General features: G+C 66.6%; 10 protein-coding genes. 5 read left to right on the plus strand and 5 right to left on the minus strand.

Going from position 1 to position 12,791, the window contains the following annotated elements:
* Positions 1–559: ATP-grasp domain-containing protein (locus tag OC534_RS18330; RefSeq protein ID WP_262072344.1), on the minus strand; the 559-nt coding region annotated here is incomplete at its 3' end.
* Between the two features lie 317 nt (positions 560–876).
* Here OC534_RS18330 and OC534_RS18335 point away from each other — a divergent pair.
* Together OC534_RS18335 and OC534_RS18340 are read left to right on the plus strand one after the other, a co-directional pair.
* Positions 877–2,490 carry an ATP-binding protein gene (locus OC534_RS18335; RefSeq protein ID WP_136003010.1) on the plus strand — a complete coding sequence of 538 codons (1,614 nt, stop codon included), beginning with the start codon at positions 877–879 and terminating at the stop codon, positions 2,488–2,490.
* A 78-nt stretch (positions 2,491–2,568) separates the two neighbouring features.
* Entirely contained in the window at positions 2,569–3,957 is a 1,389-nt protein-coding gene (locus OC534_RS18340; RefSeq protein ID WP_166473375.1) for a sigma-54 dependent transcriptional regulator, read from the plus strand.
* 24 nt (positions 3,958–3,981) lie between these two features.
* Here OC534_RS18340 and pilB read toward each other — a convergent pair whose 3' ends face one another.
* From pilB to OC534_RS18355, 3 genes are all read right to left on the minus strand, one after another.
* A complete protein-coding gene (gene pilB / locus OC534_RS18345; RefSeq protein WP_262072345.1) occupies positions 3,982–5,709 on the minus strand; it encodes a type IV-A pilus assembly ATPase PilB in 1,728 nt (575 codons plus the stop codon).
* A 65-nt stretch (positions 5,710–5,774) separates the two neighbouring features.
* A complete protein-coding gene (locus OC534_RS18350) occupies positions 5,775–7,799 on the minus strand; it encodes a sulfatase-like hydrolase/transferase (protein ID WP_262072346.1) in 2,025 nt (674 codons plus the stop codon).
* Between the two features lie 114 nt (positions 7,800–7,913).
* A complete protein-coding gene (locus OC534_RS18355) occupies positions 7,914–8,312 on the minus strand; it encodes a pilin (protein WP_166473378.1) in 399 nt (132 codons plus the stop codon).
* Positions 8,313–8,673: 361 nt separating this feature from the next.
* Between OC534_RS18355 and OC534_RS18360 the strand changes: the two genes are divergently transcribed.
* The 3 genes from OC534_RS18360 to coaE are packed head-to-tail and all read left to right on the plus strand — an operon-like array spanning position 8,674 to position 11,432.
* Positions 8,674–9,933, plus strand: a complete 1,260-nt coding sequence (locus tag OC534_RS18360) for a type II secretion system F family protein (RefSeq protein WP_166473379.1) — start codon at positions 8,674–8,676, stop codon at positions 9,931–9,933.
* 7 nt (positions 9,934–9,940) lie between these two features.
* On the plus strand, positions 9,941–10,804 hold the full coding sequence (locus OC534_RS18365; protein WP_017356176.1) for an A24 family peptidase: 864 nt from the start codon (positions 9,941–9,943) through the stop codon (positions 10,802–10,804).
* Positions 10,805–10,814: 10 nt separating this feature from the next.
* Positions 10,815–11,432 carry a dephospho-CoA kinase gene (gene coaE, locus OC534_RS18370; RefSeq protein WP_017356177.1) on the plus strand — a complete coding sequence of 206 codons (618 nt, stop codon included), beginning with the start codon at positions 10,815–10,817 and terminating at the stop codon, positions 11,430–11,432.
* A 27-nt stretch (positions 11,433–11,459) separates the two neighbouring features.
* Here coaE and OC534_RS18375 read toward each other — a convergent pair whose 3' ends face one another.
* Positions 11,460–12,791, minus strand: a complete 1,332-nt coding sequence (locus OC534_RS18375; protein WP_017356178.1) for a HAMP domain-containing sensor histidine kinase — start codon at positions 12,789–12,791, stop codon at positions 11,460–11,462.

The raw sequence follows: 12,791 nt of genomic DNA on the forward strand, positions 1-12,791 counted from the left end.
GGCGGTACAGGTTCACCATGATGTTGGCGAACTGGCCGGCCTGCTTGGCGGTCAGGCCCAGCTTGAAGCCGAAATCACGGCCGTGGTAGCCCTGCACGCCTTCAACGAAGTCGACGTTGAGCGAGTGGATCAGCTCCGGGGTTTCGGCGGCGACCTGCTCGATCTCCACGCCGCCTTCCGACGAGGCGATGTAGGTGATGGTCTTGGTGCCACGGTCAACCAGCACCGACAGGTACAGTTCCTTGACGATCTCGCCGGCGGTGGTCACCAGCACCAGGTTGACCGGCAGCTCGACGCCGGCGGTCTGGTAGGTGGCCATCTTGGTGCCGAGCATCTTGGCCGCAGCGGCCTTCACATCGTCGGTGGTCTTGCAGAACTTGACGCCGCCAGCCTTGCCGCGACCGCCCGCATGGATCTGCGCCTTGACCATCCAGGGGCCTTGGCCCAGGGAATTGGCAGCGTCAACGGCTTCGTCCGGGGTCGCCGCGACCTTGCCGGCCGGAACGGGGATGCCGTACTCGGCAAGCAGTTGTTTTGACTGGTATTCGTGGAAATTCATGCGTCACCGTGGGAATAGGAACGACCGCACGCATCTCCAAGGCCCCCTCACAGGGCGCCGGTCCGGACCGCGGCGGGCCCTCTATTGTGGACGAGCCGGCGCGCAGGCGCAAAGACAGCGCCCTCCGCTCGCTGGCCCGACGGGTTTTTCGACCGATTTTCAGGCAGTTGCGCCACTCCCCAGGCGCCCGGCCGCCGGAACGGGCCGGTGCGGCGCGCAAACCGGGGAGCGCCCTGTCCCGGCGCCGTCCCGGGACACGCCCCCATGCGCGGCCACACCCTCTACACTCCCCGCAATGCCTGAAGGGGAGTTCCGGCGTGTCACCCAGCGCTTCACTGATCGACCGCATCGAATCCATTCCGAGGCGGGAACTGTATTTTTTCGCGTTGTACCGGCTGCTGATCGCCTCGGTGATCATCGCCCTGCTGTTCAGCCCGCTCAGCTCGATGGTGGGCGAAGCCGACCACCCGTACCTGGCGCGGATCGTCGGCACCGCCTATCTGCTGCTGTCTGCCCTGCTGCTGTTCATCGGCCGCAACGAGCGCTGGCTGCGCCCGATCGTGGTCGGCGGCGTGGCGGTGGACATCATCGCCGCGGTCCTGCTCGCGCACGCCCTGCCCGGCGCCAGCGCCGGCATCTCGATGTCGCTGCTGTTCAACATCGCCGCCGCGGCGACCCTGCTGCCGCTGTCGTGGGGGCTGGGCATCGCCGTCACCGCCAGTGCCGCCACCGCCGGGGAATACGTGTGGAAGCTGCTGGAAGGCGGCGATCCGACCCGTACCCTGGCCGAGCTGGCGATGTTCATCACCAGCTATCTCGCCCTGGCCTTCGTCAGCTACCAGGTGGGCAACCGCGCGCGCCGCAACCAGCTGCTGGCCAACCAGCGTGGCGCCGAAGTGGCCAACCTGTTCGAGATCAACGAACTGATCATCCGCCGCATGCGTACCGGCGTGCTGGTGGTGGACGGCGCCAACCGCATCACCCTCGCCAACGAAGCGGCCTCTACGCTGATCGGCGACGCCGACGGCAACAGCGGCAGTGGACGCCTGGAGCTGGCCAGCGCCGCGCCGGAACTGGCGCGGCGCCTGCAGCGCTGGCGCAACGGCTGGACCAACGATGAGCTGCCCATCCAGCTCTCGCCCGACCAGCCGGAAGTGCAGCCCCGCTTCGCCCGGCTGCTCGCGGGCAGCGACCTGACTCTGGTGTTCCTGGACGACTCCAGCGTGGTCTCGCGCCGTGCCGAATCGCTCACCCTCTCGGCGATGGGCCGCTTCTCGGCCAGCCTGGCCCATGAAATCCGCAATCCGCTGGCGGCCATCAACTACGCCGCCCAGCTGCTGGAGGAATCCACCGCGATCGGCGAGACCGACCGCCGCCTGCTGCAGATCATCCACCAGCAGTGCCAGCGCACCAACGGCATCGTCGAAAGCGTGCTCGGCCTGGCCCGCCGCGAACGCGCCAATCCGGAGAACCTGGATCTGGCTGCGTTCGTGCGGCGCTTCGTGATCGAGTACAAACAGGGCATCACCCTGGAGACGGACAGCGTCGAGCCGATCATCAGCGAGACCTCCGTGCACGCGCTGATGGACCCGCGCCACCTGCACCAGATCCTCACCGTACTGGTGCACAACGCGCTCAAGTACGGTCGCATCGGCCAGGACCCGGCGCGCGTGCGGCTGCGCGTGGCGCGCCAGGAGCGCGCCGCGGTGATCGATGTGATGGACCGCGGCCCGGGCATTCCCGAGAGCGTGGCCAGCCAGCTGTTCCGCCCGTTCTATACGACCTCCGAGCACGGCACCGGCCTGGGCCTGTACATTGCCCGGGAGCTCTGCCGCGCCAACCAGGCCCGGCTCGAGTACGTGTCCGTCCCGGCGGGCGGCGCCTGTTTCCGGTTGATCCTGCCCGGCCCGCACACGATGCTGCACGAATGACCGCGGACCGCCGCACATCCGCCCACCCCGCGTCAAACATTTGTCGCCAATGACCCCCCTCGGCTATCTTCCCTCCTCATGAACGACAACCGCAGCGCCCTCGTCGTCGACGACGAGCGCGACATCCGCGAACTGCTGGTACTGACGCTGGGCCGCATGGGCCTGCGCATCAGCACGGCGGCCAATCTCGCCGAGGCACGGGAGCTGCTGGCCAGCAATCCCTACGATCTGTGCATCACCGATATGCGCCTGCCCGACGGCAACGGCATCGAGCTGGTCACCGAAATCGCCCAGCACTACCCGCGCACGCCAGTGGCGATGATCACCGCCTTCGGCAGCATGGACCTGGCCGTGGAGGCGCTCAAGGCCGGCGCCTTCGACTTCGTCAGCAAGCCGGTGGACATCGCCGTGCTGCGCGGGCTGGTCAAGCATGCGCTGGAACTCAACAACAGCGAGCGCGCCGCGCCCGCCACGCTGGCCCCGGAACAGGCTGCGCGCCTGCTCGGCGAGTCGCCTGCGATGGACGGCCTGCGTGCCACCATCGCCAAGGTCGCGCGCAGCCAGGCGCCTGTCTACATCCTCGGCGAATCCGGCGTGGGCAAGGAACTGGTCGCGCGCACCATCCATGACCAGAGCGCGCGCGCGGCCGGCCCGTTCGTGCCGGTCAACTGCGGCGCGATTCCCTCCGAGCTGATGGAGAGCGAGTTCTTCGGCCACAAGAAGGGCAGCTTCAGCGGCGCCCATGCCGACAAGCCCGGCCTGTTCCAGGCCGCACACGGCGGCACCCTGTTCCTGGACGAAGTGGCCGAGCTGCCGCTGCAGATGCAGGTCAAGCTGCTGCGCGCCATCCAGGAAAAGTCGATCCGCCCGGTCGGTGCGGCCACCGAGGTCGCCGTCGACGTGCGCATCCTCTCGGCCACCCACAAGGACCTCGGCGAGCTGGTCGAGGACGGCCGCTTCCGCCACGACCTGTACTACCGCATCAACGTGATCGAACTGCGCGTGCCGCCGCTGCGCGAACGCCGCAGCGACCTGCCGCAGCTGGCTGCCTCGATTCTGGCGCGGCTGGCGCGCACCCATGAACGCCCCACCCCGCTGCTGGCGCCGTCGGCGCTGGACGCGCTGGCGCAGTACCACTTCCCCGGCAACGTGCGCGAACTGGAGAACATCCTCGAGCGTGCCCTGGCGCTGGCCGAAGGTGACAGCATCGGGGCCAGCGACCTGCGCCTGCCCGCCCCGGGCGGCCATCGCGTGGCCGGGGGGGCCGCCGCGACGCACCAGGAAGAAGCGGTGGTTGATCTGCCGGCCGGCAATGGCGCCCTGCCCTCGTACATCGAGCAGATGGAGCGCACCGCGATCCAGCGCGCGCTGGAAGAGAACCGCTGGAACAAGACCCGCACTGCCGCGCAACTGGGCATCACCTTCCGTGCGCTGCGCTACAAGCTCAAGAAGCTGGGCATGGATTGAGGGCCGGGCGCCGCCCGGCGCCCGTCAGTCCTTGGTGACGCGGTTGATCTCGGCCAGGCTGGTCACGCCGGCCGCAGCCTTGACCAGCGCCGACTGGCGCAGGTCGTTGACCCCGGCGCGCTGCGCCGCTTCGGCAATCTGGATGGCGTTGCCACCGGCCAGCACGATCACCGAAATTTCCTCGCTCATCGGCATCACCTGGTAGATGCCGGTACGCCCCTTGTAGCCTTCGGTGCATTCCTCGCAGCCGACCGGCTCGTACAGCCGGATTCCGGCATCGATCTGCTCCTGGGTGAAGCCTTCGGCCAGCAGCGCGTGCGCGGGCAGCTCGATCGGCCGCTTGCAGTTGCCGCACAACCGCCGCGCCAGGCGCTGGGCGATCACCAGGGTCACCGAACTGGTGATGTTGAACGGGGCGATGCCCATGTTCATCAGGCGCGCGATGGTCTGCGGCGCATCGTTGGTATGCAGGGTGGACAGCACCATGTGGCCGGTCTGCGCCGCCTTGATCGCGATCTCGGCCGTTTCCAGGTCGCGGATTTCGCCGACCATGATGATGTCCGGGTCCTGGCGCAGGAACGAGCGCAGCGCGGCAGCAAAGGTCATGCCGCGCTTGTTGTTCTGCTGCACCTGGTTCACGCCCGGCAGGCGGATTTCCACCGGATCTTCAGCGGTGGAGATATTGCGCGTCTCGTCGTTGAGAATGCCCAGCGCCGTGTACAGCGACACCGTCTTGCCCGAGCCGGTCGGACCGGTCACCAGCACCATGCCGTAGGGCTTGTGGATGGCTTCCAGGAACAGCTTCTGCTGGTTCGGCTCGTAGCCGAGCTTGTCGATGCCCAGCTTGGCGGCACTGCCGTCCAGGATACGCAGCACGATCTTCTCGCCGAACAGCGTCGGCAGCGTACTGACGCGGAAGTCGATCTGCTTGGTCTTGGACAGGTTGAGCTTGATGCGCCCATCCTGCGGCACGCGCTTCTCGGCGATGTCCAGCTGCGACATCACCTTCAGGCGTGCGGCGATGCGCTGGTTGAGCTTGACCGGCGCCTTGGCCACATTCTTGAGCAGGCCGTCGATACGGAAGCGCACCCGGTAATCGTCTTCGTACGGCTCGAAGTGGATGTCCGAGGCACCCTTGCGGATCGCATCGACCAGCACCTTGTTGACGAACTTCACCACCGGGGTGTCATCGCCCTTGGCGTCCACGCCGGCATCCGGGCTGCCCCCCTCCTCGTCGCCGCTGGAGACGTCCAGGTCGCCCATGTCGTCGTCGCCGCCGCCGAGCGCCGAGCCCAGGGTGTCATGCTTGGACTGCCACTGCTCCAGAGTGCGCTTGATCTGCTCCTCGTCGACCAGGATCGGCTCCACCACCAGATTGGTGTGGAACTTGATCTCGTCCAGCGAATGGGTCGGGTCGCTGGTCCCCACAAACAGCTTGCCGCCGCGCTTGAACAGCGGCAGCACGCGGTGCTTGCGCAGCAGCTCCTCGCTGACCAGGCTGATCGCGTTCTGGCTGCTGTCGAACACCGACACGTCCAGCAGCGGCATGCCGAACTCCAGCGCATTGGCCGCAGCCAGCTGCCCGGCCGAGACCAGCTTGTGCTCGGCGAACCACTGCGGCAGCGGCTGCTTGGCGGCCGCGGCCTTGGCCATCGCGTCGCGCGCGGCCACCTCGTCCAGCGCGCCGTCCTGGACCAGGCGACGTGCGATGCCGGTGATGCCGACCAGGTTGACCGTGGCAGCTGTATTCATTGATGCGTCCCCAATCGTCAGGAATCCAGTATCTCAGAAAGCTCCGCCCCGTATGCCAAACGGTCTCATCGACAGTGCGCCGCCACCACGTCATCGCCCTTCCAATGTGCGCACCAGGCCTGGCGCAGCCTCTCCACGGGGGCTGCGCCAGGCGCCCTGCTCAGCGGCCACCCGCGGCGCTGTCGGCGGTCCACCACCAGCAGCTCGCCCTGGGGATCATCCGAGGCCATGAGCACCCAGTCCGTCTGATACACCGCGCGCTGCCGGTAGCGGCGTTGATAGTCCAGCCAGTGCTCCTTCACTTGGACCCGACCGTCCGGAGCGATCTCGTACATCTCCGCCATCTCACGAAGCACCTTCGCCTCATCGATCGTGCGCTGTTTGAGGGCATCGGGGAAGTAGGATGATTCGACATAGCGCATGCGGTCGATAGGCGGTGCAGCGGCGTCCGGCCCAAGCAAAGCAGCACCGTCGTAGCCGGGACCGGGCCCCGCCAGGCCGGCGAGCGAGGCCAGCGTCGGGGCCACGTCCACCAGGCTGGCGGGGGCGGGATCCCTGCCAGGCAGCAGCGGCGTCCCACCGAGGCGTGCAAAGGCAAGCAGAACAGAGACCTGCGGTTCCCGGATGGCCGAACCGCCGTGGCCATTGACGATACCCCCCGGAACCTCGACATCGGACGCCGGCCACTTGTCATGCGCCAGGTCGAAGTCTTCGCCGTGGTCCGACAGGAGCGCGACCACAGCGTTGTCGAGCCGACCACTCCGGCGCAGGACGTCCATCAGCCGGCCCACCTGGACATCGGCCACAGACAGGCCGCGCATGTAGTTCACATCGGCATCGGCCAGCTCACCCCTTGGCATTGCGCTGATCGCATCATCCTCGTACAGGTGGGAGGACAGATACGGCCAGTGCGCGGCGCAGAAATGCACGTACAGGAACAGCGGCTTGTCGGCAGGCAGACCGGCCAACCCCATCTCCAGCCGGCGACTGAATGCCTCGGGGCGGTAGAGCGGTCCCAGCGCACGATTGCCGTACAGGTCAGGCAGCAACCAACGCGATACCGGCAGCAACGACAGCAGGTTGGTCAACGTGGTGTCACCGATGAGACCGGTCGCTATTTCGCCGACGCCGAAGCCTGGCGACATCGTCCGCTGGAAACCGTAGCTCTGTTCGATGTTGGCAAAGCGCGTCTCGTCCATCGCAAACGCTGTGGTGTATCCGGCTGCCGCAAACCGATGCGCCATGCTTGCCTGGCGATTCACCAGAGTCGGCGGAAACAGGTTGCCGCGTGCGCCGCTGTTGATCGGCCATTGGCCGGTCAGGACGCTGACAGTGGCGGGGAAGGTGTGCGGCTGCGGGCTGAGCACGTCGGTGAACACCCGCGATTGGCTCAGGAGCTCCTCCACGTTCGGCATCAGCAAGAACGGTGCACCATTGCGCTTCAGGTGATCCGGGCGGAGGGAATCGACACCTATCACGATCACGTCCGGCGCTCCCGATCCGGACCCGGACCCGGACCGCGCGACAGGACCGGACGACCAGCCCACGGCGACGACTGCCAGCGTAGCCGCCGCGCCAAGCATGACACGGAGGCGCGAGCGGATGGCCGCAACGATGATCCATGCCAGGTAGTAGAGCGCGGTCAACAGGAGCAGCCCTGCGGCGATCCATCGCCCGCTGGGTTGATAGAACACCACTGCCGCTTGTTCGCCCACAGTCGACTGTGGAAACAGCCAGGTGGCCGACAGCGAGAGGGACAGAGTAACCAGCAGCAACTGGGCCAGAAGCGCGAGCGGCCGCTGGCGGCCGTGCAGACGTGGCAGGAGCAGCGTACGGAACGCTGCTGCATTGACCCAGGCGAACAGCAGGTGGAGGCCGGTCAGGACAGCCAGGAACAAGGCGAGATCAGGCAACGCAGGGGATGCGAGCAGGGTTCCCCAGTGATTCTCCATACTGCGGGGCACGCGCGACAACAGTTCGGAGTTGCCCAGATACACGCCCACCAACTGTGCCGCCATCCAGGCCAGCGACCACCCCAACGCGACCCATAGCGTCCAGCGATGCGCCGGCGTTTCACCTTGCTTTGCCATGCCTGCCATTCCGCAATGCCGTACCGGACGACGTCGCCCGGCCATACAGGACCCCTAAACGAAACGGGGAGGCAAATGCCTCCCCGTTGGTATCACGCAACACGTGCCAGGCGATCAGCCCTGGCAGGTGCCCGGACGGTACTTGGCCAGCACGGTGCCGCCACAGGTCCAGGTGACCTGCGAGTTGGACTGCAGCTTGGCACCCAGCGTGATGTCGCCGGTGGCGCCCTCGACAGTGGAGGTAGCGGTGATGGTCGTGCCATCCCACGTCACGCCCGACACGTAATCGGACTTCTGCACTTCCGGCTTCCAGGTGGCCGGCGGCAGGTCGCCGGTACCGGCGGCATACTCGGAGACGGCGGTGCGGACAGCCGAAGCAGCCAGAATCACTTCGGAGACCTTGGCCTTCTTGGTGTAGTCGCTGTAGGCCGGCAGCGCGATGGCGGCCAGGATGGCAATGATCGCGACGACGATCATCAGTTCGATCAGGGTGAAGCCCTTCTGATTCTTCATGTGTACATCCCCAAGAGATAGATAGTTGGTAGGGCACTGGGCCGTCGCCGGGCCGGCAAGCCGGTTGAGCGGGGCGGGCGCCCTGTGCGGGTGGATCGAAGCAGGTTGCGTGCCAACGTTGCCAGCAATGCTCCCCAGCATTCCCCGGCGCAATGATGGCAGCAATCTTCAGGATTGGAACCCCCCTCACAGAATTCTGCGACGGACCCGCCAATGTGACGCACCGCGTCACCTTTTGACGGAACCGATCCAACCGGCCGGCCCCCCAAGGTCCAGTGTCAAGGGATGCCAACCGGATTCGGAAACCGCTACCATGCGGCGAGATAGCCCGCCTGGGGATGGTGTGGCTGGGGAGCCCAAAATGTCTGTCAGCCGTAGCGCGATCAAGAAAGAGCCCGTGGCGCGAAGCACCATGGAGCTGCAACCGTTTGTCTGGGAGGGGACCGACAAGCGGGGCATCAAGATGAAGGGCGAGCAGCCGGCGAAGAACGCCAACATGCTGCGCGCAGAGCTTCGTCGCCAGGGCATCACGCCCAATGTTGTCAAACCGAAGCCGAAACCGTTGTTCGGTTCGGCCGGCAGTCCGGTCAGCGCCAAGGACATCGCCTTCTTCAGTCGCCAGATGGCGACCATGATGAAGTCCGGTGTGCCGATCGTGAGCGCCCTGGAGATCATCGCCAGCGGGCACAAGAATCCGCGCATGAAGAAGATGGTGGACTCCATCCGGACCGACATCGAGGGTGGCTCGTCGCTGCACGAGGCCATCAGCCGGCACCCGGTCCAGTTCGACGAGCTGTACCGCAACCTGGTTCGCGCCGGCGAAGGCGCCGGCGTGCTGGAAACCGTGCTGGACACGGTAGCGACCTACAAAGAGAACATCGAAGCCCTCAAGGGCAAAATCAAGAAGGCCATGTTCTATCCGGCGATGGTGGTCGCGGTCGCCATCCTGGTGAGCGCCATCCTGCTGATCTTCGTGGTGCCGCAGTTCGAGGAGGTCTTCAAAGGCTTTGGCGCCGAGCTCCCGGCATTCACCCAGATGATCGTGAACATGTCCCGGTTCATGGTCGCCTATTGGTGGCTCATGCTGGTTGTGGTGGTTGGCGCCGCTGTAGGCTTCGTATACGCCTACAGACGCTCGCCTTCCATGCAGCACACGATGGATCGCCTGATCCTGAAGGTGCCGGTGATCGGGCAGATCATGAACAACAGCGCCATCGCCCGCTTCGCCCGGACCACGGCGGTGACCTTCAAGGCCGGCGTGCCGCTGGTCGAGGCGCTGGGCATCGTGGCCGGTGCCACTGGCAACAAGGTCTACGAAGAGGCCGTGCTGCGCATGCGCGACGACGTCTCGGTGGGCTACCCGGTCAACATGGCGATGAAGCAGGTCAACCTGTTCCCGCACATGGTGGTCCAGATGACCGCCATCGGCGAGGAGGCCGGCGCGCTGGATACCATGCTGTTCAAGGTCGCCGAGTACTATGAGCAGGAGGTCAACAACGCCGTGGATGCCCTGAGCAGCCTGCTGGAGCCGATGATCATGGTATTCATTGGTACCATCGTCGGTGGCATGGTGATCGGTATGTACCTGCCCATCTTCAAACTCGGCGCGGTTGTCGGATAAGTGATACATGGCATTTCTTGACCAGCATCCCGGTCTCGGCTTTCCCGCCGCGGCCGGTCTGGGGCTGCTTCTGGGCAGCTTCCTCAATGTAGTGATCCTGCGCCTGCCCAAGCGGCTGGACTGGCAGTGGAAGCGCGACGCCCGCGAAGTGCTGGAAGAGCCGGACATCTACGAACCGCCACCGCCGGGAATCGTGGTGGAGCCGTCGCACTGCCCGCACTGCAAGCACAAGCTGGCCTGGTACGAGAACATTCCGCTGTTCAGCTGGCTGGTCCAGCGCGGCAAGTGCCGCCATTGCCACGCGCCGATCTCGATCCAGTACCCGCTGGTGGAGGCGCTGACCGCGCTGCTGGTGGTTGCCAGCGTCTGGCAGTTCGGCTTCGGCTGGCAGGGCTTCGGCGCGATCGTGCTGACCTGCTTCCTGATCACCCTGTCGGGCATCGACCTGCGCACCCAGCTGCTGCCGGACCAGTTGACCCTGCCGCTGATGTGGCTGGGCCTGATCGCGGCCAGCGACAACCTGTACATGCCGGCCAAGCCGGCCCTGCTCGGCGCGCTGGCCGGCTACCTGTCGCTGTGGTCGGTGTGGTGGCTGTTCAAACAGCTCACCGGCAAGGAAGGCATGGGACACGGCGATTTCAAACTGCTGGCTGCGCTGGGCGCGTGGTGCGGGCTCAAGGGCATCCTGCCGATCATCCTGCTGTCGTCGGTGGTCGGGGCGATCATCGGGTCGATCTGGCTGTATTCGCGTGGCCGCGACCGCGCCAGCCCGATTCCGTTCGGGCCGTACCTGGCCATCGCCGGCTGGATCGTGTTCTTCTGGGGCGAGCCGTTGATCAACGGCTACCTGAGCTACGCCGGCCTGCGTTGAGGGCCGGCCGATGAGTCGCTTCGTGGTGGGCCTGACCGGCGGCATTGCCGCCGGCAAGAGCGAGGTCAGCCGCCGCTTCGAGGCGCTGGGTGTGACCGTGGCCGATGCCGACCTGGCCGCCCGCGAGGTGGTCGCCCCCGGCAGCGAAGGCCTGGCCCGCATTGCGGCTCATTTCGGTGCGGACATCCTGTTGGCGGACGGTCAGCTCGACCGCGCCGCCCTGCGCGAGCGCATCTTCGCCTCTCCCCCGGCGCGCCAGGCGCTGGAGGCGATCACCCACCCGGCCATCCGCCAGCGGCTGCGCGACATCTGCGCACAGGCGCCCGGTCCCTACGCGATCGCGGCCATCCCGCTGCTGGCCGAAGCCGGCGGCCGCCAGCACTATCCGTGGCTGGACCGCATCCTGGTCGTGGATGTGCCGGCGGCGGTGCAGCACGCGCGGCTGGTGCAGCGCGACGGCATCACCGCCGACCTGGCCGACCGCATGATCGCCGCCCAGGCCAGCCGTGACGCGCGCCTGGCGCTGGCCGACGACGTGGTGACCAATGATGGCCATCCGGACCACCTGCAGTCGCATGTGGAACGGCTGGACCGCCAGTACCGGACATTGGCCGAACGCCACGACTGATGCGGCCGCCCGGCAGCCGCGGTCCCCTCAGGCGTGGGTGGCCGGCGAGAAGGTCAGGGTCGCGATCACGCCACGCTCTTCGCCCGGGCGCACGCTGACCTGCCACCCGTAGAGGTCGCACAGGCGGCTGACGATCGACAGGCCGATGCCCCCGCCCTGCGAATGCCCCGCATGGGTGCCACGGTAGCCTCGCTGGAACAGGCGCTCGGCATCTTCCCGGCTCAGCCCCGGGCCACTGTCGATGACCTCCACGCTGTTGGCCAGGATGCGCACGCGCACGGCCCCTTCCTGCGAGTACTTCACCGCGTTCCCGATCAGGTTGCCCAGCGCAACCGACAGGGCCGCTTCAGGCGCGTCCACCACCAGCTCGTGGCCGCCTTCGAGGATCAGCTCCAGCGGCTTGCCGCCGAGCTGGGCACGGTGCGCGTCGAGCAGCTGCTCGGCGACACGCGCCACATTGCTGGTGCCCTGCCCGCGCTCGTTGCGCGACAGCAGCAGCAGCGAGCCGATCAGGTCGGTGCACTGCTGTTCGGCACGCTGGATGCGCTGCAGGCGCTGCAGCACCTTGTCGTCCAGCCCGGGACGGGCCAGCAGCAGCTCGGTGGCGCCACGGATCACCGCCAGCGGCGTACGCAGCTCGTGGCTGACGTCGGCGTTGAACTCCCGGTCGCGCTGCACCACTTCGGTCAGACGCGAGGAATAGTCATCCAGAGCCTGCGCCAACTGGCCCACCTCGTCGTCGGGGAAGCGCGGTGCCAATGGCTCCGGCTCGATCGTGCCGCCACGGTAGGACCGCAGCCGGGCGGCCAGGTCCGACACGGGTTTCATGACCTTCGACGCCGACCACCAGCCCAGCACCACCGACAACAGGCTGAACACCAGCACGGAAATCAGCAGCGCCCGTTTGAGCTGCATCTCGCCGCGCTGGGCCTGGGTCATGTCGTAGAGCAGGAAGAACCACTCGCTGTCGGTCTTGCGCACGGCCAGTTTGTAGGCAAACGGCTTGCCCTGGTCGTCGATGCCGGTGATGTTGTGGTTGCCATTGGGCAGCCGCGTCCACTCCGGGCGCTCCTGGCGGACACGGTCGAACTTGTCCTTGGGAAACACGTACGCCAGCATCTGTTCGACCGGCAGGTCCGGGCTGCGGCTGGGATCGGAATAGAACCGTCGTGCGTACTCGTCGACGTTGCGGTTCATCACGTCCTCGACCAGCTGGTTTTCCACGCGGCTGCGGGCCCAGTTGGTGGCGAACGCGAACAGCGTCGTCAGGCAGAAGCCCAACAACGCGAACGAAACGATGATGCGACTGCGCAGCCGCCGCCGGTACGGTGCGCGGCGGCGGCCCCCCTTGGCGCTCAC

This window comes from Stenotrophomonas sp. Marseille-Q5258 (assembly GCF_946900935.1).
Taxonomy (GTDB): Bacteria; Pseudomonadota; Gammaproteobacteria; order Xanthomonadales; family Xanthomonadaceae; genus Stenotrophomonas; species Stenotrophomonas nematodicola.

Excerpts from the sequence above, each read along its gene's own strand:
- OC534_RS18340 (WP_166473375.1), top strand. The coding sequence starts at position 2,569 with ATGAACGACAACCGCAGCGCCCTCGTCGTCGACGACGAGCGCGACATC.
- pilB (WP_262072345.1), bottom strand. The coding sequence starts at position 5,709 with ATGAATACAGCTGCCACGGTCAACCTGGTCGGCATCACCGGCATCGCA.
- OC534_RS18350 (WP_262072346.1), bottom strand. The coding sequence starts at position 7,799 with ATGGCAAAGCAAGGTGAAACGCCGGCGCATCGCTGGACGCTATGGGTC.
- OC534_RS18355 (WP_166473378.1), bottom strand. The coding sequence starts at position 8,312 with ATGAAGAATCAGAAGGGCTTCACCCTGATCGAACTGATGATCGTCGTC.
- OC534_RS18360 (WP_166473379.1), top strand. The coding sequence starts at position 8,674 with ATGTCTGTCAGCCGTAGCGCGATCAAGAAAGAGCCCGTGGCGCGAAGC.
- OC534_RS18365 (WP_017356176.1), top strand. The coding sequence starts at position 9,941 with ATGGCATTTCTTGACCAGCATCCCGGTCTCGGCTTTCCCGCCGCGGCC.
- coaE (WP_017356177.1), top strand. The coding sequence starts at position 10,815 with ATGAGTCGCTTCGTGGTGGGCCTGACCGGCGGCATTGCCGCCGGCAAG.